Source organism: Hartmannibacter diazotrophicus (assembly GCF_900231165.1).
GTDB lineage: Bacteria > Pseudomonadota > Alphaproteobacteria > Rhizobiales > Pleomorphomonadaceae > Hartmannibacter > Hartmannibacter diazotrophicus.
Genome location: NZ_LT960614.1, coordinates 262119 through 281947, shown reverse-complemented (window position 1 = coordinate 281947; position 19829 = coordinate 262119). Strand labels below are relative to the sequence as shown.

Genomic DNA, 19829 nt, shown 5'->3' with positions numbered 1-19829 from the left:
CGAGTTGTTCGCGATGCGCCCCCGCCTTTCCTCACTCCTTCTCGCCGCGGTCACGGCCGCTCTTCTCGCCGCCGTGCCGGTTCGCGCCCAGGATGCCTCACCCGACGGCGGCATGACCCTGTCGCCCGTTCCCGCAAACCCCTCGCAGTCTGGCGCCGCGCCGGCCATCCCGGTCGAGGGGAACGCCGACGAGGCACAAGCCCCCGCTCCCGAAGCGCCTGATGCGGCTGCCGAGACCGTTGCCGAGGGTGCCCCGGCAACCCTGCCGCACAATCTTTCGCCCTGGGGCATGTTCCTTGCCGCCGACATCATCGTGAAGGGCGTCATGGCGGGACTTGCCCTCGCATCGGTCGTGACCTGGACCGTGCTGCTGGCCAAGGGGCTGGAAGTCCTGCTCGCGCGGCGACGCCTGCGCAAGGGGGCAAGAACGGTCGGCGCGGCCGGCAACCTTGCCGAGGCCGCCGCCTCGTCCGGCTTCGGCGGCGGGCCGGTGTCGGCCATGGTGCGCGCGGCCGCCGCCGAGGTCCGTCTTTCCGAGGGAACCACGGCGGCGGGGCTCAAGGAGCGGGTCGCCTCACGGCTCGACCGCATCCAGATCGGCGCAGGCCGGAGCATGATGAAGGGCACGGGCCTGCTCGCCACCATCGGATCGACGGCGCCCTTCGTCGGCCTGTTCGGCACGGTCTGGGGCATCATGAACGCCTTCGTCGGCATCTCGAAGGCGCAGACGACCAACCTTGCCGTCGTGGCGCCGGGTATTGCCGAGGCGCTGCTTGCCACCGCCATCGGGCTCGTCGCCGCGATCCCGGCGGTCGTCATCTACAACATGTTCGCCCGGGCGATTGCCGCCTATAGGGCGGAACTCGGCGACGTGTCCGCCGAGATCCAGCAGCTGGTCTCGCGCGATGCCGACCGCGGACGCGTGATGCGCCCGCATCCGGCGGAGGCTCGCTGATGGCCGGTTCCCTCGACGACGGCGACGACATGGCCGAGGCGCACGAGATCAACGTGACGCCCTTCATCGACGTGATGCTGGTGCTGCTGATCATCTTCATGGTGGCGGCCCCGCTTGCAACCGTCGACGTCAACGTCGACCTGCCGGGCTCCTCCGCTCCGGAGGCCAGGCGCCCCGACAAGCCGCTCTATCTCACCGTGAAGGAAGACCTGACCTTGGCGATCGGAAACGACAGTGTGACGCGCGACAGGCTTGCCGGCGCGATCGACGCCTTCACCGGAGGCAATCACGACGAACGGGTGTTCCTGAGGGCCGACAAGGCGGTCGCCTATGGCGACCTGATGTCGATCATGAACGCGCTGCGCGCGGCGGGCTACCTGAAGATCGCGCTCGTCGGCCTCGAAACGGCGCCCGGCTCAGGCGTCGGCGGTCTTCTGCCATGACGATGGCGCACGGCATGGCGGATCGAATGCCCCCGATGCCTGCATGGCCGTCGTTCAGCAGTGTCGAGCAAGGCGAGAGCAAGGAGAAGGGTGCGCCCTGGGGACTGGCGTTCATGGCTGTCATCGCCCTGCATGCCGGCGTTGGCGCGATGCTGTTTGACCGCACCCCGCCCCAGGACGCCTCGCCCGCGCCGGAAGCTGTGGTGATGATCGACCTGCCTCCGGATCTGGCCCTGCCGCCGGCCGAAAGCGTAGAAAGCATCGCTTCCATGGCCGTTGCCGCCGAAAGGCCGCAAGACGTGCCGGCAGAGATGTCCAGCGACGTCCCACCCGACATGGCGGCCGTGACGGACTCGCCTTTTGAGCCGCCTCCGGCCGTGGAAAGCATCGACGCCCCCGACATGCCGCCGCTTGAGGATACGCCGCCGCTCGACATGCCGCCGGAGGAGACCGCCCAGCCGGTCGAGGAGGTGGCCATCGCAGAGGCGACGCCGGTGGATCCGGTCGAGGCCGTCGTTTCCGATGTCGCTCTTGCCCCTGCTCTTCCGACGGCACGGCCGAAGCCGCCCGCCCCGCAACAGCGGACCAAGACCGCCAGCACGAAGCCCGCGAAAGTGCAGAAGAGGGCAGCGCCGGCGAGCCCGTCGCCGGCGGCGATCGAATCGCGCAAGGCGTCGGGCAGCGGACAGTCCGATCCCAATGCGCTGAAGAGCTATGTCGCCAAGGTGCGCGCCCGGATCATGCGTCAGCGCCGGTCGGTGGATCGCGACGCCGCCACGAGCCGTCCGACCGTCGTCAGCTTCACGGTCGCGGCCTCCGGCCAGCTTTCCGCCGTCCAGATTTCGCACAGTTCCGGCAATGCGGATCTGGATGCCGCAGCCGTCGCGATGGTGCGGCGGGCAGGATCGATGCCAGCCTTCCCGGACGATCTCGGCCAGAATGCCCTTCAGCTCAAGCTGCCGGTGCGTTTCGACCGGTAATCCGCCCGGTTGTCCGTTCCGCTACGTCCTGAAGAAAAAAAAGCACGCCGCAACTCATGCGACGTGCTCCATGGCATTTGCCTTTGTGGATGCGGCCCGAGACAGCGATATGCTTCGGGCGGCATCGTCGTCCCGCTAGCTCAGTCGAGCGGCGGAATTCGCAGGACCTGACCCGGGTAGATCTTGTCCGGGTGCGTCAGCATCGGCTTGTTGGCCTCGAAGATCCCTTCGTATTTCGGCCCCTTGCCCTTGCCATACTGTTCCTCGGCGATCTTCCAGAGCGTGTCGCCCTTTTCGACCGTATAGAACACCGGCTCGGCGGCCGGCGCATCGGCGACCTTCAGTTCGGCTGCCTCGACCGACGCAATGCCGAGCGTGTTGCCAACGGCGACGATGGCCTTCTCAAAGGCGGACTGATCCTTGACGGCGCCCTTCAGCACGACCTTGTCGTCGACAACCTCGACCTCGACGCCCTCGGTTCCGAGATCGTGCGACGCAAGTTCCTTCTTGACGGCCTCGGCATCCGGCGCCTCGTCGTCGCCTCCAAGACCGAGTTTCTTTCCGGCTGACTTGATGAAACTGAACAGGCCCATTGTTATCTCCCTGGCTGAATGATGTGCATGGAACGACCCTCCCGCGGCAATTGCAACCGCTCTTGCGTTCTGTGCACAACATCTTCGCCGGATCAGGGCACAACTCCATGACATCAGGCCACATCTGGGACGATCAACCGAAATTTCTTGCCCGAGGGACTGCTTTGCCACATGGCCTTGCTGCGAGACCCTGCCGGACCATCACCAGGCGTCAGACACCCGTGAAGAGCCACGCGTGCTCGGGTGCGTTGTGGAACTTCCACACCCGGTGCGGGCCGGCCATGACGTTGAGGTAATAGCTGTCATAGCCGTGGATGGCCGCGACCGGATGGTAGCCCTTCGGCACCATCACCACGTCGCCATCCTCCACCGCCATCGTCTCGTCCAGAGAACGATCGTCCGTATAGACGCGCTGCATGGCGAAGCCCTGGGCCGGGTGGAAGCGGTGGTAGTAGGTCTCCTCCAGATAGCTTTCGCGCGGCAGGTCGTCCTCGTCGTGCTTGTGCGGCGGATAAGACGAGGTGTGACCGCCGGGCGTAATCACCTCGACCACAAGGAGCGCATGCGCGGCGCCATCGTCCTCCGGCATGATGTTTGTGACATAGCGCGTGTTGGTGGCCTTGCCGCGCGTCATCTGCGGATGGGTGCCCGGCGGGATATGGCGCGCCTCATGCGCACCGCCGCCCGGCGCGGAGCAGATGGCAACCTCCGCCTCGGTCGTCGCCGTGACCGAGTATCCGGAGCCCATCGGGACATAGACCGCATGCGGCGGCCCCTCGAAGGGCGACATGCGTCCGCCGATCTCGCCGAAGTCCCTGGCCTCGGCCGAGACCTTTCCCTTGCCACTGACGAAGACGATGCAGACCTCGCGGTCACCGGTTTCGGCCGCGACCGTCTCTCCGGGCTGCAACTTGTGGAGCGCGAAGCCGACATAGCCCCAACCGGCGCTCTCCGGCGTGATCTCGTGCACGAGGCCGCGGTCGCCCTTCGGCTTCACCTTCAAATTCGGCATGACTTATCCTTCCCGGCCTTTCCCGCACCAACCACCCAGTGCGATCAGCCGACACGCTGAGCAAGGCGCGCCTTCTCGTAGCCCTTGCGGGCCTCGTTGACCTCCGCACGGCCCGAGACTTCGGGCACGGCCACATCCCACCAATGGCCGCCGGCCTCGGTGGTGATCAGCGGGTCGGTGTCGATGACGATGACCGTGGTGCGCGGTTCGTCCTTCGTTGCCTTCAGGGCTTCTTCCAGATCCGCGATGGATTTCACTTTCAGCGCCTTTGCCCCCATCGCGGCAGCATGGGCGGCAAAGTCGATCTGGGGCAGTTCGACGTGATGGGTATCGGCAAGGAGATTGTTGAAGTTGGCGCCGCCGCAGGCCATCTGCAGGCGGTTGATGCAGCCGAAGCCGGCGTTGTCCAGCAGCACGACGGTGATCTTGGTGCCGGCCATGATGGAGGAATAGACCTCCGAATTCAGCATCATGTAGGACCCGTCGCCGACCATGACGACGACGTCCGCCTCAGGGTGGGCCAGCTTGACGCCGAAACCGCCGGCGATCTCGTAGCCCATGGTCGAGAAGCCGTATTCCATGTGGTAGCCGCCGGGCTTTTGCGCCTGCCAGAGCTTGTGCAACTCACCCGGAAGTCCGCCCGCCGCGCAAACGAGCAGCGTGTTCTCGCCGTTGCGGGCGCGATGGACCGCGCCGATCACCTGGGCATCGGATGGGCGCTCGGCGTTGGTCGGCGCGATCGCAGCGTCGGCCGCCTTCATCCAGACGGCCTTGGCGGATTGCGCCTTCTCCACCCAGGCGGGATCGAAGCGATGGGAGCCGAGCGCCTTCGAGATCAGTTCGAGGCCGACCTTCGCATCGCAGACGAGCGGCAAGGCGTCGTGCTTGTGCGCGTCGAAGGGCTGGACGTTGAGACCGACGATCTTGAGGTCCGGATTCTTGAAGAGAGCCCATGAGCCGGTGGTGAAATCGGCAAGGCGCGTGCCGGCGGCGATCAGGACATCGCAGTCTTCCACCAGCACGTTGGAGGCGGACGAACCGGTTACGCCGACGGCGCCCATGTTGAGCGGATGGGCATGCGGCAGCGAGGACTTGCCGCCATGGGTCTCGCAGACCGGAATGTCGTGCGCCTCGGCGAAGGCCTTCAGCGTCTCGGTCGCCCGGGAGTAGAGAATGCCGCCGCCGGCAATGACGACCGGCTTCTTCGCCTTCCGGATGATGTCGATGGCGGTTTCAAGTTCGTCGGCGTCCGGCTCGATGCGGCGCGGCTTCCAGACCTTTTCGGCAAAGAAGCTCTCCGGATAGTCGAAAGCCTCGGACTGGACGTCCTGACAGAGGGCCAGGGTGACGGGGCCGCATTCGGCCGGGTCGGTCAGCACCTGCATGGCTCGGCGCAGGGCCGGAACGATCTGCTCGGGCCGCGTCATGCGGTCGAAATAGCGCGAGACCGGACGGAAGCAATCGGTCGCGCCGACGGTGCCGTCGCCAAAGTCTTCCACCTGCTGCAGGACGGGATCCGGCTGGCGGCCCGCGAAGACGTCGCCGGGCAGGAAAAGGATCGGCAGGCGGTTGGCGTGCGCCATGGCCGCGGACGTCACCATGTTGAGGGCGCCGGGTCCGATGGAGGTGGTGCAGGCCATGAAGCGCGAGCGGAAATTGGCCTTGGCAAAGGCCGTGGCCGCGTTGGCCATGCCCTGTTCGTTCTGGGCGCGGTAGGTCGTGATCTCGCCCCGTGCCGCGTAGAGCGCCTCGCCGATGCCGGCGACATTGCCGTGGCCGAAGATCGCGAAGACGCCGCCGAAGATCGGGACTTTTTGGCCGTCGATCTCGGTCATTTGGCGGCTGAGGAATTTCACGATGGCCTGAGCCATCGTCAGGCGTACCGTCTTCTGGCTCATGTCTTCTTTTCCCTCAGCGTCTTTCCCGATATCGCGCCCTTGCCGTCCGGGCGCTGCCGGCGCTTTCCGGTTCGCCGCCGCGCCCCGAGGATGAACGACGGACCTCCAACGGTCCATATCCCCCATCCGCCCGTTTTGCGCCGGAAACCATGCTCGCCCGACTCTTTAGAGGAGAAGGCAGAAAGGTCACGAGAATTTTTCAGAATTTTTATTCCATAATTGTTCAAACGTCAACACGCGATCCATACCAGACCCCAGACGCCCGAACCGCAAGAGCCCACATCATCGCTCCACCGGAAGACCTTTATAGACTATGCTTTCCGCCGACAGTTCTGTCGCTTACACGTCACCTCCCGCCATGCAACCACGACCCGGCGGGGCAACATAACACCACTCCGTTAATGACATAAAAATTCCATTTTTACATAATTGAAATCCTCAATATCCGATCTTGCTGCCGGTCGGGAGCGCAGGAGTTAGAGACTCCGGGGTGATTTTCGCGGCCGCCCACACGGCAAGCGGCCCTCACCGGGAACGTCCATGCGCCGGCCAACAGTCACATCGCCGTCATTGCACAAAACGTTGCCTTGCGGGCTCGGCTTTGGCCTGCCACAAGACTTTCCTCCTCTCGCTGAGACACTCTCGAAGGCAGCCATGGACGAACGACGGTTCGCCGGCGCATCGGAGCTCGGCCCATTCGTCAATTCTTCAGCGTGCAGCCCCTTCTGCCCATACGCACGGCAACCTGGCGGCGGTAACGCTCTCCGACACCAGACCGATCGACGGACCGAACAGACGTGCTGAAAGACTTCTTCGCCTACTATGCGCCCTACAAGCGCCTCTTCCTTCTCGATTTCGGCTGCGCGGTCCTTTCCGGTCTGCTGACCCTCAGCTTTCCACTGGCCGTGGCCGCCTTTGTCGACAAGCTGCTGCCGAGCGGCGACTGGAGCCTCATCCTGCTGGCCATCGCCGGCCTCATTGTCGTTTATATCGTCAATGCGGGCCTGATGGCTGTCGTTACCTATTGGGGCCACGTTCTCGGCATCAGCATCGAGACGGAGATGCGGCGGCAAGCCTTCGACCACCTGCAGAAGCTCTCCTTCCGCTTTTTCGACAAGCAGAAGACAGGACATCTCATCGGCCGCCTGACCAAGGATCTGGAGGAGATCGGCGAAGTCGCCCACCACGGCCCCGAGGACGTCTTCATCGCCATCATGACCTTTCTCGGCGCTCTGATGCTGATGTTCCGCGTGCATGTGCCTCTGGCGACGGTGACACTGGTGGTCGTGCCGCTGGTGCTCGTCATGGTGCTGCGCTACGGCGAGGCGATGACGCGGAACTGGCGCGACCAGTTCGGCCGGGTCGGCGCCTTCAATGCCCGGATCGAGGAGAATGTCGGCGGCGCCCGGGTCGTGCGCGCCTTCGCCAACGAGGACTACGAGCGGGCGCTTTTTGCCAAGGACAACCGCGCCTATATGACGACCAAGCTCGCCGCCTACCGTCTGATGGCCGGCAGCATCACCATCCACTACCTGGGACTCAGACTCGTGCAGGTGCTGGTGCTGCTTGTCGGGGCCTGGTTCGTGTCGCGCGGCAGCCTCTCCATCGGCGGATTCGTCGGTTTCCTGCTGCTCATCAACGTCTTCTACCAGCCGCAGGAAAAGATGGCGGCCGTGATTGAGACCTATCCGAAGGGCATTGCGGGCTTCCAGGGGTTCCGGGATCTGATGGCAACCGAGCCGGACGTCATCGAGCGCGCGGGCGCCGATGACGTCGAACGCCTCGTCGGCACGATCCGCTTCGACGACGTCACCTTCGGCTACACGCCCGAGCGCCCGGTCCTGAAAGGGCTTTCGCTCGACATCGAGGCCGGCGAAACCATCGCCTTCGTCGGACCGTCCGGCGCAGGCAAAACAACGCTTCTCTCGCTCGTCCCGCGCTTCTACGACGTCGACGGTGGCGCGATCCGCATCGACGGTCACGATATCCGCGACCTGACACTCGCATCGCTACGACGCCAGATCGGCATCGTGCAGCAGGACGTGTTTCTCTTTGCCGGCACCTTGCGCGAAAACATCGCTTATGGCCGGCTCGATGCCAGTGAAGACGAGATCATGGAGGCGGCAAGGCGGGCGCGGCTCGACGGTTTGATCGCCAACCTGCCGGACGGGCTTGACGCCGTCGTCGGCGAGCGCGGCGTCCAGCTCTCCGGCGGCCAGAAGCAGCGCGTTTCGATCGCGCGCATCTTCCTGAAGAACCCGCCGATCCTGATCCTCGATGAGGCGACCTCGGCGCTTGATACCGAGACCGAGCGCGCGATCCAGGAGGCGTTGGCAGAGCTTGCCGAAGGGCGAACGTCGCTCGTCATCGCCCACCGCCTCGCGACCATCCGCAACGCCGACCGGATCGTCGTGGTCGAGGACGGACGCATTGCCGAGACAGGCGCCCACGGTGCCCTCATGGCGGCAGGCGGCACCTATCGCCGGCTGGTCGAAGCGCAGGCTCTCGACATGGCGGAGCCGCGCAGCGCTTGAGACGACCGCGTGCGTTTCAAGCCGGCTCCCGCGCCTTGCCGGACATCCAAGTTGCTGAAAATTCGTCGGCGAAGGAGGCCGCCATCGCCAGGATCGCCGCATGGATCGGGCCGGAGGTCAGCGTCGGCATCACCGAGGCGTCGACGATATAGGCATCCTCAAAGCCGCGCAGCCTGAGATCCGCGTCGACCACGCTGTCGTCGTCGGCACCCATGCGGCAGGTGCCGACCGGATGGTGATGGGTGATGGCGGCCTTCTCGATGAAGGCCATCAGCCCCTTCGCATCACGCACTTCGGGGCCCGGATAGATTTCTTCCGCCCGCCAGTCGTCGAGCGCGGCCTGATGGCCGACCTCGCGGGCAAGCTCTAGCGCGCGGACGGCGAGCCGGCGATCGCTCTCGGTCGAGAAATAGGCCGGGTCGATCATCGGCGGGTCCGCGAGGTCCGGCCCGGTCACGGTCAGTCGGCCGCGGCTGGTCGGATGCGTCACGCCGGAGAGGATGGAATAGGCGCTACCGTAGTCTGGCGCCGCGAGGCATTCGGACACCGTGGGTGCCGCAACGCAGCCAATGACGACGGAGGGCGCGCCGTCGGCAATCGTCGGATCGGCATCGTCGAGATACATCATCGATTCGGAGTGCTGCAGCCGCGACGGCGGCACGGGACGGCGCGAGCGATAGACATTGCCGGCGGTGAGCAGATGGTCCTGCAGGTTGCGCCCGACCTCCGGCCGGTCAAGGCGGCAGGCGATGCCGGCCTTCGCCAGATCGTCGGCGGGCCCTATGCCCGAGCGCATCAGCAGGAGCGGCGAGGCAATGGCGCCGGCTGCAAGGATCGTCCGGCCGGCACGGATCTCGCGCCTTTCGCCGTCGACTTCGGCGAGAACGCCGGCGACCCGATTTCCCTCGACCAGCAGCCGATGCACCTTGATGCCGGTCATCAATGTAAGATTGGGTCGCGACAACGCCGGAAGCAGGAAGGCATCGGCGGCGCTGACCCGCTTGCCGTCCCGGATCATCAGCGAGTTCGGGGCAACGCCCTTCATCGGCCCGGTATTGTGGTCGCCGATCACTGGCACGCCCATTTCGGCGCCCGCCGCCATATAGGCGCGCACGACCGGGCTCACCTCGTCGTCCGGCAGCCGCACCGGCATGGGACCGTCGGCGCCGTGCATGGGACCCGCGCCGCCGGAAAAGCTCTCCGTCGCCTTGAACCAGGGGAGCAGTCCCTCGTAGGACCATTTCCGCGATCCGGTCGCCTCGGCCCAAGGCGCGAAATCGTCGGCATGGCCGCGAAAATGCCCCATGGCATGAAGGCAGCTCGATCCGCCGACGATGCGCCCGCGCGGCCAGGGATGAACCCGGCCCGCGGTGCCGGGCTGCGGCACGGTCTCGTAGGCCCAGTCGTAGTCCCGGCCCTGCAGCATCGGCCACATCTGCGGGATCGCAATGTCGGGATCGCGGGGAAAGTCACCGGCTTCGAGGACGACCACCGAGACGTCGGGGTTTTCGGAAAGACGCGCCGCGAGAACCGAGCCGGCAGAACCGGCGCCTATGACGAGGATGTCGATCTGCTGCATCAAAGCCTCCGCGAGACAAGGGGCGTCCGTTCGCGGCAATCGCATCGCCACGGCACCGGCAATCAAAGGATTTTCAGACTGTGCCGGGACAGCACACGGCCCCGGCGCGACCTTGCGCCCTAGAGCGAGCCGCCCGGGGCAAGCCGTCCGGTAATCTTCTGCTGGATCGCGAGAAGATGCTGCCACATGGCGCGCTCGGCCGCTTCCGGATCGCGGGAGGCGATGGCCTCGGCGATCTGGAGGTGCTCGGCATCGCGCATGCGAACGCGCTCGGGAACCAGGTTGGCGTCGCTGTCGGTAAAGCGCAGCCGGCCGTCGTTGGCGACCCGGTGCAGGATCACATAGAGCTCGGACGCAAGCGAATTGCGCGAGCCGGCGGCGATCGCCTTGTGGAAGGTCATGTCGGCGCCGTTGGGATCGGCACCGGGCGCGGTCGTCGCCGCGCGCCGGATGCGCTCTATCTCGGCCGGCGAGGCGCGCAGGGCGGCAAGCCTCGCCAACGCGGGCTCCAGCATCAGGCGCAACTCCATCACCTCCAGCGGATTGGTGGAGTTGATGAGGTTGTTGCCCTGCGGCTCGCGCGTGTTCGCCCGGCGGCCCGCGCGGGCCGGCTCCAATTCGCCGTTCTCGCGCAAGAGCCCCAAGGCCCGCCGCAAGGTGTGCCGCTTGACACTCAGTTCCTCGGCCACCGTCCGCTCGGGCGGCAGGCCGCCGGTCTGAGCGATAATGTTGCGCAGCGACTCCATGAGTTCCTCGAAGGCAGCATCGTCCGCCCCGGAGGCCCTGCGCTCCTTTCGCGTACTCTTGTCCGCTGCCGTTCCGATCGAGCTCACACCGTTTCTCCGCCCTGAATTTTCGCTATCCACGATCCTGTCGCCCAAAATTGTAGGCCTTCGGGCCGCTGGTTACAACATTGGTTGTCATATGGTCGAGTATTTTTGCGCCTGAGCGACAATTTTCCACCGAAGCCACCTGTTGCACGAACCAAGGAAACGAAGGCTTCAACCGCCTCAACCAACGTACGAACTTGATAAAACTCTACTTCTCATCGAGACCGGTTTTCGGTTGCCTCGACCTTTCATTGATGCCAATCTCCAACCAAAATCGGTTTTTCGGTTGAAATTGGTCGCAACCAGCGCCGAAAGTCTCTTCCCGTCCACCGACAAACATGAGGATGTCCATGCGCTACGCCCCGACCGACAGCCCGGTCTTCACGCTGACCACCGGTCCCGTCGACGCCTACCCAGCCGTCCTTCGGGGCCTCGCCGCGCCCGTCCTCTACGACTACGACCCGGCCTTCCAGGCGACCTACCAGCGGGTGTGCGAGAAGCTCCAGCCGATCGTGAAATCCGAGACGGTGCCGCTGCTGCTCCAGGGCGAACCGATCCTCGGGCTCGAGGCGGCGGCGGCCTCGGCCATCGGCAAGGACGACGTCGTCCTCAACCTCGTCTCGGGTGTCTACGCCAAGGGCTTCGAGGGCTGGGCCGCACGCAACGGCGCGAAGGTGCTCGAGCTCGCGGTTCCCTATGATGAGGTCATCGACCCGGCCGATGTCGCCGCAATGCTGAAGCAGCACCCCGAGGTCACCGTCGTCGCAGCCTGCCATCACGACACGCCGTCGGGCACCATCAACCCGGTCGGCGAGATCGGCGCGATCGTCCAGGCGCATGGTGCGCTGTTCCTCGTCGACGCCGTTTCCTCCTTCGGCGGCATGGCGATCGACGCTGCGAGCGCCAACGCCGACTTCTTCATCACGGGACCGAACAAGTGCCTCGGCTGCCCGCCGGCGCTCTCGATCCTCGGCTTGTCCAGGAAGGCCTGGGCCAAGATGAAGGCGACGGCGGAAGCGCCGCGCGCCTCGATCCTGTCGATCCTCGACTGGGAAGATGCCTGGAAGAGCAGCGAGCCCTTCCCCTTCACGCCGTCGGTGGCCGAGATCAACGGCCTCGAGGCGGCGATCGACCTCTATGTAAGCGAAGGACCGGAAAACGTCTGGGCCCGCCACGCGCTGACGGCGAAGGCCTGCCGCGCCGGCATGCAGGCGATGGGCCTTGCGCTCTGGCCGAAGTCCGAAGGCTTCGCCTCGCCGACGGCCACCGCCGTGCGCACGCCTGACGGTATCGACGAGGCGGCACTGCGGGCCGAGGTCCGCGCCCGCTACGGTGTCGTCCTTTCGTCCGGCCGGGGCGAGACACTCGGTCGCCTGACCCGCATTGGCCACATGGGCCCGACGGCGCAGCCGCTCTATGCGCTGGTGGCGGTCGCGGCCTATGGCGGCGCGCTCACCGCGCTCGGCCACAGCGTCGATATCGGCACCGGAACCGCGGCCGTGCTCGCGGCGATCGACGCCAGCTGAGGCTGGAAGGGCGCGCGGTTCGATCATCGCGCGCCTCGCTGATAATGGATGCCAAGCGCCGCCGGCAGGCTCGCCTGCCGGCCGAAGAGCACGAGAATTAGCAGCACGACCGCGAAGGGCAGCATCTGGATGACGTCGGTCGGGATATCGACGCCGGCCACCTGCAGCGCGGTCGTCGCCGACAGGCAGGCTCCGAAAACGAGCGCCCCGACGAGGACGAGGCTCGGACGACCGCGCGCTAGCATCGCCAGGACGATGCCGATGAAGCCGTTACCGTTGGTCATGAAGGGCACGAAGATGCCCGCCCCCACCTCGGCCATGAACGCGCCGCCGAGGCCCGCCAGCACGCCCGTCGTCAGCACCGCGCCGCTGCGAATGGCGGTGACATTCACGCCCGCCGCATCAAGGGCTGCGGGCTTGTCGCCGGCCGCCTGAAGCGCCAGCCCCAAATGGGTGGAGCGGAAGACGAAGCCCGTGAGCACGATGGCCGCGACGGCGAGATAGATGATCGGCGGGCGATCGAACAGCGCCGGTCCGACCACGGGCAGCGACGCAAGGCCCGGGATCGGCAAGGTCTCGACCGCCGGCAGACGGGGATAGCTCTGCGAGAACTGGAAATGATGCAGCAGCGCCGTCAGCCCCTCGGCGCCGAGCGTCAGCGCGATGCCGATGACGATCTGGCTGAGGCCGAGCCGCACGCAGAAGAGCGCCATCAGGCTTGCCACGGCCATGCCGCCGGCGGCGCCCGCGAGGAAGCCGAGCCAGATCGAGCCGGTGCCGTAGGCGGCCAGAAATCCGCAATAGGCGCCGAAGAGCATCATGCCCTCGATGCCGATGTTGAGGACGCCGGCCTTCTCGGAGATCTGCTCGCCAAGCCCTGCGAGCATCAGCGGAATCCCCGCGGTGACGGCCCCAAGCAGCAGCGCGGTCAGGAAGGCTTCGGTGAAGAGCGCGTTCATGAGATCAGTTGCCTCCCGCGCGTCGGCGCTGGTCGAGATATTCGGCAAGGCCGAGCACGATGAGCAGCAGCGCCACGATGACCAGCGTGAAGAAATTCGGCACGCCCATGCGCCGCGCCGCGCTCTCGCCGCCGATGGAGAGGACCGAGAAGAGGAAGACGAAGGCGATGGTGGCAAAGCCGTTGAAGCGGGCCAGGAAGACCAGCGGCACGACAGTGAGGCTGTAGGCCGGGTTCCAGTCGGCGCGCACGTTGCCCTGCACGCCGAGGATCTCGACCGCGCCGGCAAGGCCGGCAAGGGCGGCAGAGATCGCAAACACCGCCACGGTGAGCATCGGCACCGAGAGACCGGCATGGACCGCTGCGCGCGGATTGGCGCCGACGATCCTGAGCTTCAGGCCGAAGGCCGTGCGCGTCATCATCACATGGACGAGCAGCACCGCGACGAGGCCGATGAAGAAGCCGCTGGAAACGGTCGTGCCGAATAGGCGCGGCAGGCGATCGACGACCTCCAGGGTGCGGGTCTGGGGCACCGTGGTGCCGGGGTCCCAGAAGAGAAGCTTGACGAGAACATTGGCGAGGGAAATGCCGAGGAAGGTCATCATCAGGCTTGTGATGATCTCGTTGACGCCCTGAAACGCCTTGAGCAGGGCCGGCAGGATCGACCAGAGCGCGCCGACGGCCATGCCGACGACCATGCAGACGATGAGCACGCCCCAGTAGGGCAGATGACCGACCAGCAGAGGACCGGTCGCCGCGACGACGACCGCGCCCAGCAGGAACTGGCCGTCGCCGCCGAGATTCCAGATGCCGGCGCGAAAGGCGACGATCAGGCTTGCCGCCAGCAGCAGCAGCGGCGCCATGCGTGTCAGCGTCGCCTGGAAGCCGATCGAGGACATGAGGCCGCGCTTGACCACATAGGCGTAGTAGGCCAGCGGGTCGACGCCGAGGACCATGAGGATCAGGCCGCCGATCGCCAGCGCCACGAGGACCGGCCCCACGGTGAGGAGAAGGATCCGCACCAGCGAACGCCACGCCGCCGGCTGGCCGGCAAGGCCCATGTTCATGCCGCTCGTTTCCGCCGTCACGCCGCAACTCCGCTCATCATCGCACCGACGCGCGTGCGTGCGCCCGTGTCGTTTTCCGTTGTTCCGACAATCCGGCCCTGGGACATCACCGCGATCCGGTCCGACAGTTCCAGAACCTCCTCCAGATCCGTCGAGATCAGCAGCACCGCCAGCCCCCGGTCCGCCGCCGCGCGGATGCGGTCGCGGGTGGCGCGGATGTTCTGGACGTCGAGGCCATAGGTGGGTTTGGCGAAGATCACCACCCGCGCATCGCCGGTGAGTTCGCGCGCCAGAAGCGCCTTCTGGATGTTGCCACCGGAGAGCTTGCCGATCGGCGTCTCGATCCCCGGCGTGCGCACATCGAAATCGGAGACGAGCTGACGGGCATGGTCCGCGATCGCGGATGACTGCTCGAATCCACGGTTCCAGAAGGGCTGCTCGCCGACCTGCTTCAAGAGCAGGTTGAGCGAAATCGGGAAGGCGCCGACGGTCCCCTCGCCGAGCCGGTCGTCGGTGACGTAGCGCAGGCCGATCCTGCGGCGGTTGCCGGGCGAAAGATGCCCGATCTCGGCGCCGCTGAGAATGACTTCGCCGGAGGCGATCGGCCTCTGGCCGGCCAGCGCCTCGGCAAACTGCTTCTGGCCGTTGCCGTCGATGCCGGCGAGGCCGAAAATCTCGCCGGCCCGGATGCCGAAGCTGACGTCCTCGACGGGCACCAGCGGATCGCTGACGGAGAGGTCGCGAATCTCGAAGACCGGCACCGGGGTCAGGGGCGTCCGGCGCACATGCGCCTCCTCGCCTGGTCCGGCAGCCGTGCGCTCTCCGAACATCAGCCGGATCACTTCGTCGGTCGCATCCTTCGGACCGAGGCGTTCCAGGTCGTCCGGCCCCAGTTCGCCGACCTTGCGGCCGAGCCTGAGGACGGTGATGCGGTGGCCATAGGCCAGCGCCTCGTTGAGCTTGTGGGTGATGAAGATGACCGCGAAGCCGCGCGCGACGAGGCGGCCCATCAGGGCGCCCAACTCTTCAGCGCCCTTCGGCGTCAGCATGGCGGTCGCTTCATCGAGGATGAGGACGCGGCTCTGGCGCATCACGGCCCGGACGATCTCGACCTGCTGCTGTTCGCCAAGGGACAGTTGCCCGACCTTGGCATTGGGGTCGACAGAGATGCCAAGATCGGCACAGACCCGCGCCATGTCACCGGCAATCCCCGTCCGGTCCGGACGGCCGAGCGGCGCGCCGCCGAGCGCGATATTCTCGGCCACGGTCAGGGTCGGCACGAGCATTGCGTGCTGGAAGACCGTGCCGATGCCGAGCGATAGCGCCGCCGCCGGCGTCGGAATGTCGGCCTCCTTGCCGTCGATCAGGATATTGCCGTCGTCCGGGCGCTGAATGCCGGACAGAATGCCGACCAGCGTCGACTTGCCGGCGCCGTTTTCGCCCAGAAGCACATGAACCTCGCCCGGCCAGATATCGACCGAGACCTCGTCGTTGGCGACGACCCCGGGAAAGCGCTTCGAGATCCGGTCGAGGCGGATCAGCGGCTCTGCCTTCTGGGGAGATTCTTGCGAGACGGTTGGGTGGGTAAGGGACATGAGACCTTCGTTCATCTGGGCGGACCGCTGCCCCCGGCCCGTCCGGTCATCCGCGTTTTGCCGGCGCATGCCGGCAAATGTCTGCGGGGCCAACGGGGGCGGCCGCGCCGGAAAGCGCCGCGGCCGCCCCACGTCACGGCTTACTGTGCGGCAACCGCCATCTCGGTCACCAGCGCATGCACGCTGTCGGCGTCGAAATGCGGCTCGACCTTGATCTTGCCGTCGATGATGTCCTGGCGCAGCGCCATGACCTCGCCCCAGACATCGTCCGGGATCTGCTTGGTCTTCAGGAGGCTCACCGAATCGTCCTTGAGCTCGATGCCGTAGTTGCGGCTGCCGAACTTGTCGGCCTTGATGTCCTCGATCATGCCGGCATAGACCGGCTCAAGGTTCCAGACGACCGAACTCAGCAGGTAGCCCTTGTCGATCGGCGTCTTGTCGCCGATGACGTCAATGAAATAGACCTTGCCGCCGTCCGTCGCCTTGGTGGTCTCGACCGCCTGCAGCATGCCGAAGCTGGAGCCGTTGCCCTGGCCGAAGATGATGTCGGCACCGGCCGCGATCAGCGCCTCGGTGACGCGCTTGCCGCCGGCGGCGTCCGAATAGGCGGCCGGGCCGATCACGGCGTAACGCACGGTGATGTCCGACTTCTCAGCCTTGGCTCCTTCGGCGAAGGCGGCCGACTGGGAGTTCCATGACGGAGGCTCGCCGGAAACGACGATGCCGACCGTTCCCGTGCGCGACATCTTGGCGGCAAGCCGGCCGGCGAGATAGGAGCCCTCATGGCCGGAGCAAGTGTAGTCGGCAACCGCGCCGGCCTTCAGGGCGTCCGGACGGTCGACGATGGCCACCGGCACGCTCATTTCCGCACCGATCTCGGGCGCCGCCGTGTTGTAGCCGCTGGCATGGGCGATCAGCAGGCCGGCGCCGTCCTCGGCGAGTTCACGCAGGGTCGGGCGGACATCGCCGTAACCGAGATTATCGGCCACCATGGCTTCGATGCCGGCGGCCTTTGCCGCCGCCTTGGCCGCATCGATGCCCTGCTGGTTCCAGCCGTAGTCCGTGCCCGCCTCGGGCGTCAGGATGGCGATGGACTTCAGTTCCGCCGCGCCCGCCAATGACGTCGCCGCCATCAACGCAAGAGCAACACCTCCAAGAAGAATCTTTCTCATGTTACAGTTCCCCACTTGCTTTTCGACATTATAGACTTCTATTTTTCAATTCATCCGCCGATCAATCTTCGAACTTCGAAGTCTCCAACCATCGGAGAAGGCATGAAATCCAAAATCATGATGACCGCCGCAGCCTTTTTGTCGTTCGCAATAGCGGCGTCGCATGCGGAAGAGGCTCCGATCATCCATCGCGGAACGGAAAATCTTGTCGCGGTTCCCTTCCATGTCACCAACGAGGCCGACCAGCCGATCGCCTGCGGCGCGGCGCTCGCGCACTGGTATTCCGCCAGCATCGGCGCGGCCGCTCCCGGTGCAACCATTACGGCGACGCTTTGGTCGAATCCGAAAACCGGAGAGATTTTCGTCCTCAACGAGCATGAGGACAACATGCCGATCCAACGCCTGTGGTGCGGACTTCAAGGTCAGGATGTCACGTCGGGCAGCGATGTGCGCCTGGAGCGGCAGGCGGGACGCTCCGAACCGCCGATCAGGCTGGACTGCCGTCTGCCCGAGGCCGGCGAGACCCTTCGGTGCCAGCGGCAGGATGCGTCCTGATCCGCGACAAGCGCCCGATCGCCCGGTTCCGGCCATGGCCGGAACCGTTCCTTCCTCCTGCCGCGTCTGACATCTGGCGCCTGCCATGCCGACCTTGCTCCTGCAGTGGATTTAGAGCCCGTTGCGACTGGCGGCAGACCCTTGGCGGGCCACCGCAGCTCCCAACCAAAAAATCAGAACCAACGACTTTGGTCAACCACAAACAGGCCGTTTTGGTTGGCGACGCACTCGTGCAATTTTTGCAACGCAACACGAATGCTGATTTTTTGCGCGCGCTTAACGACGCAAATTCCTGATAAATTTGAATAACCTCTCGCGTTTTGGCGCTCGCATGTGCGCATTCGGAACCAGGCGACCAAATTTTGCGCAGCGAATTCCGCACCCCAACCAAAAAAGAGGACTTGACCATTTTCAACGAATAATGGTTGGATCGCATTCGGCCTTTGCAGCAACGCGACGACACCGATCGGCCCGTCGCCGCGCCGTGTCCTTCCAGTGCCTTCCCGGCATGGATCGAAACCGTCAAGTTTCCAGGCGCGGACGCCCCAAGCAGGAGAGCGTAGATGAATGCCCAGCCACAGGCGAAGGACACGCCGGCAAGCCACCGCCTGAAAACAGGCGCCGAGTTCAAGGCGTCGCTCGATGACGGCCGCGCGCTCTGGGTCGGCGGCGAGCGCATCGCGAAAGTTTTCGACGATCCGGCGCTTTCGGCCGGCGTCGACCTCATCGCGAGCATGTTCGACGACCAGTTCAAGCCCGAGTTCGCCGACGCCACGACCTACAAGGATCCCGCGACCGGGACCGTCTACAGCCGCTCCTGGCAGGTGCCCCGCACGGTGGAGGACCTGAAAGACCGGCGCAAGATGATCGAGTACACGAGCCTCAAGACGGCCGGCACCTTCGGCCGTCCGCCGGATCTCGCCCCGGCGATCGCCGTCGGCCTGCTCGCCTACCTGCCGACCTTCAAGGAAAAGAAGTCGCTGATCGACGGCTGCTCGCCGGACTTCGCCGAGAACATCGAGGCCTATGTCCAGTATGGCCGCGAGAACAATCTCACGGCCTCTGAGAGCCTCACCGGACCGCAGAACGACCGCTCGTCGCCGAAGGGCGCCGAAGCCTCGCTGCTGAAGGTCAAGAGCGTCGAGAGCGGCGGTATCCGCGTTTCGGGCGCCAAGACGGTCGGTTCGATCTCGGCGCAGGCCAATGAGATCTTCTTCACCAATCTCGGCGGTATTCGCGAGACACCGGCCGAGGCCTGCATCTGGGCGTCCGTGCCGATCGCCTCTGAGGGCATCCGCCTGATCTCGCGCGAGATGGTCAGCCATCCCGGCGCCGATCCCTTCGACCATCCTGTGGCGAGCCTTGGCGAGGAAGCCGACCAGCTCATCATCTTCGACAATGTCTTCGTGCCGAAGGACCGCATCTTCAATCTCGGCGACCCGACGGCAATGTCCTATTACGGACCTGTCTGCGTCTTCGCCCACTGGCACGTTCTGACGCGCCTTGCGGTGAAGGCCGAGCTTTTCGTCGGCGCCGGCCAGCTGGTGCTGGATGTGCTCGGCACCGGTCATATCCCGGCCGTGCAGGGCATGCTCGGAGAGATCATCGAATACGCCCAGACGCTGCGCGCCTTCATCATCGCCGCCGAGACGCTGGCCAAGCCCACCGAGGGCGGCGTGATGGCGCCCGACGTCGGCATGCTGACGGCCGGCCGCCTGCACTCGATCCAGCATTACCCGCGCATCATCCACACGCTGCAGGAGCTCTGCGGCCAGGGTCTCGTGATGCGCTTCGGCAAGAAGGCCTTCGAGAACCCGGAGATCGGCCACTACCTGCAGGATCTCCTGCCGGGCAAGGGGGTCAGCGCCGAGGTCAAGGAGCTCCTGATGAATTTCGTCTGGGACATGACCTCGTCCTCGCTCGCCGGCCGCGTGGCCCTCTTCGAGAACGTCAACGCCAGCCCCGCGCCGCGCCTGCGCGAGCGTCTCTTCAACGAGGTCAAGCGCGACGAGTTCATCGCACAGGTGAAGACCCTCGCGGGCATGCCGTAAGCCGGCGGCCAATACGACAAGGCAATCGCCCCTTAGCGGGGCGGTTGCCGGGCGCCAGCCGCGTCCAACAGTCCTTTTCCA

General features: G+C 65.6%; 16 protein-coding genes. 7 read left to right on the top strand and 9 right to left on the bottom strand.

Annotation, left to right across the window (positions count from 1 at the left end):
- The first annotated feature begins 13 nt into the window (after nt 1–13).
- The 3 genes from exbB to HDIA_RS01250 are packed head-to-tail and all read left to right on the top strand — an operon-like array spanning nt 14 to nt 2378.
- Nucleotides 14–955 carry a tonB-system energizer ExbB gene (exbB, locus tag HDIA_RS01260; RefSeq protein WP_173796168.1) on the top strand — a complete coding sequence of 314 codons (942 nt, stop codon included), beginning with the start codon at nt 14–16 and terminating at the stop codon, nt 953–955.
- Nucleotides 955–1398 carry a TonB system transport protein ExbD gene (gene exbD / locus HDIA_RS01255; RefSeq protein ID WP_099553637.1) on the top strand — a complete coding sequence of 148 codons (444 nt, stop codon included), beginning with the start codon at nt 955–957 and terminating at the stop codon, nt 1396–1398. The genes exbB and exbD overlap by 1 nt, the downstream gene beginning before the upstream one ends.
- A gap of 35 nt (nt 1399–1433) precedes the next feature.
- Nucleotides 1434–2378 carry a TonB family protein gene (locus HDIA_RS01250; protein WP_157775133.1) on the top strand — a complete coding sequence of 315 codons (945 nt, stop codon included), beginning with the start codon at nt 1434–1436 and terminating at the stop codon, nt 2376–2378.
- Between the two features lie 140 nt (nt 2379–2518).
- Here HDIA_RS01250 and lysM read toward each other — a convergent pair whose 3' ends face one another.
- From lysM to iolD, 3 genes are all read right to left on the bottom strand, one after another.
- The gene (gene lysM, locus HDIA_RS01245; protein ID WP_099553633.1) at nt 2519–2971 is read right to left on the bottom strand and encodes a peptidoglycan-binding protein LysM; all 453 of its coding nucleotides are present in this window, start codon (nt 2969–2971) and stop codon (nt 2519–2521) included.
- A 211-nt stretch (nt 2972–3182) separates the two neighbouring features.
- Nucleotides 3183–3983: a 5-deoxy-glucuronate isomerase gene (gene iolB, locus HDIA_RS01240; RefSeq protein ID WP_099553631.1), complete on the bottom strand. Its 801-nt coding sequence runs from the start codon at nt 3981–3983 to the stop codon at nt 3183–3185.
- 44 nt (nt 3984–4027) lie between these two features.
- Nucleotides 4028–5881 carry a 3D-(3,5/4)-trihydroxycyclohexane-1,2-dione acylhydrolase (decyclizing) gene (iolD, locus tag HDIA_RS01235; RefSeq protein WP_099553629.1) on the bottom strand — a complete coding sequence of 618 codons (1854 nt, stop codon included), beginning with the start codon at nt 5879–5881 and terminating at the stop codon, nt 4028–4030.
- A gap of 797 nt (nt 5882–6678) precedes the next feature.
- Here iolD and HDIA_RS01230 point away from each other — a divergent pair.
- Nucleotides 6679–8415 (top strand): ABC transporter ATP-binding protein, encoded by a 1737-nt coding sequence (locus HDIA_RS01230; RefSeq protein WP_099553627.1) that lies wholly within the window; start codon nt 6679–6681, stop codon nt 8413–8415.
- Between the two features lie 16 nt (nt 8416–8431).
- On the opposite strand, the gene HDIA_RS01225 is transcribed toward HDIA_RS01230, so the two are convergent.
- Together HDIA_RS01225 and HDIA_RS01220 are read right to left on the bottom strand one after the other, a co-directional pair.
- Nucleotides 8432–9994 (bottom strand): GMC family oxidoreductase, encoded by a 1563-nt coding sequence (locus tag HDIA_RS01225; protein ID WP_099553625.1) that lies wholly within the window; start codon nt 9992–9994, stop codon nt 8432–8434.
- A gap of 119 nt (nt 9995–10113) precedes the next feature.
- Complete coding sequence (locus tag HDIA_RS01220; RefSeq protein WP_245884102.1) at nt 10114–10827, bottom strand: FadR/GntR family transcriptional regulator; 714 nt, start codon at nt 10825–10827, stop codon at nt 10114–10116.
- 347 nt (nt 10828–11174) lie between these two features.
- Here HDIA_RS01220 and ppaT point away from each other — a divergent pair, with 347 nt between their 5' ends.
- Nucleotides 11175–12350, top strand: a complete 1176-nt coding sequence (gene ppaT / locus HDIA_RS01215) for a pyridoxamine--pyruvate transaminase (RefSeq protein WP_099558635.1) — start codon at nt 11175–11177, stop codon at nt 12348–12350.
- 23 nt (nt 12351–12373) lie between these two features.
- Here the strand turns inward: ppaT and HDIA_RS01210 are convergent, their stop codons facing one another.
- The 4 genes from HDIA_RS01210 to HDIA_RS01195 form a co-directional block, all read right to left on the bottom strand.
- Nucleotides 12374–13309 (bottom strand): putative B6 ABC transporter permease subunit 1, encoded by a 936-nt coding sequence (locus tag HDIA_RS01210; protein ID WP_099553623.1) that lies wholly within the window; start codon nt 13307–13309, stop codon nt 12374–12376.
- A gap of 4 nt (nt 13310–13313) precedes the next feature.
- Nucleotides 13314–14396, bottom strand: coding sequence for a putative B6 ABC transporter permease subunit 2 (locus HDIA_RS01205; RefSeq protein WP_245884100.1), 1083 nt, complete (start codon nt 14394–14396; stop codon nt 13314–13316).
- Nucleotides 14393–15970 (bottom strand): putative B6 ABC transporter ATP-binding protein, encoded by a 1578-nt coding sequence (locus tag HDIA_RS01200; RefSeq protein WP_099558634.1) that lies wholly within the window; start codon nt 15968–15970, stop codon nt 14393–14395. The genes HDIA_RS01205 and HDIA_RS01200 overlap by 4 nt, the downstream gene beginning before the upstream one ends.
- Nucleotides 15971–16110: 140 nt before the next feature.
- Nucleotides 16111–17142, bottom strand: coding sequence for a putative B6 ABC transporter substrate-binding protein (locus HDIA_RS01195; protein WP_099553620.1), 1032 nt, complete (start codon nt 17140–17142; stop codon nt 16111–16113).
- Nucleotides 17143–17244: 102 nt separating this feature from the next.
- Here HDIA_RS01195 and HDIA_RS01190 point away from each other — a divergent pair, with 102 nt between their 5' ends.
- Nucleotides 17245–17697, top strand: coding sequence for a hypothetical protein (locus HDIA_RS01190; protein WP_099553618.1), 453 nt, complete (start codon nt 17245–17247; stop codon nt 17695–17697).
- Nucleotides 17698–18260: 563 nt separating this feature from the next.
- Entirely contained in the window at nt 18261–19748 is a 1488-nt protein-coding gene (locus HDIA_RS01185) for a 4-hydroxyphenylacetate 3-hydroxylase N-terminal domain-containing protein (RefSeq protein ID WP_099553616.1), read from the top strand.
- The last annotated feature ends 81 nt before the right edge of the window (nt 19749–19829 follow it).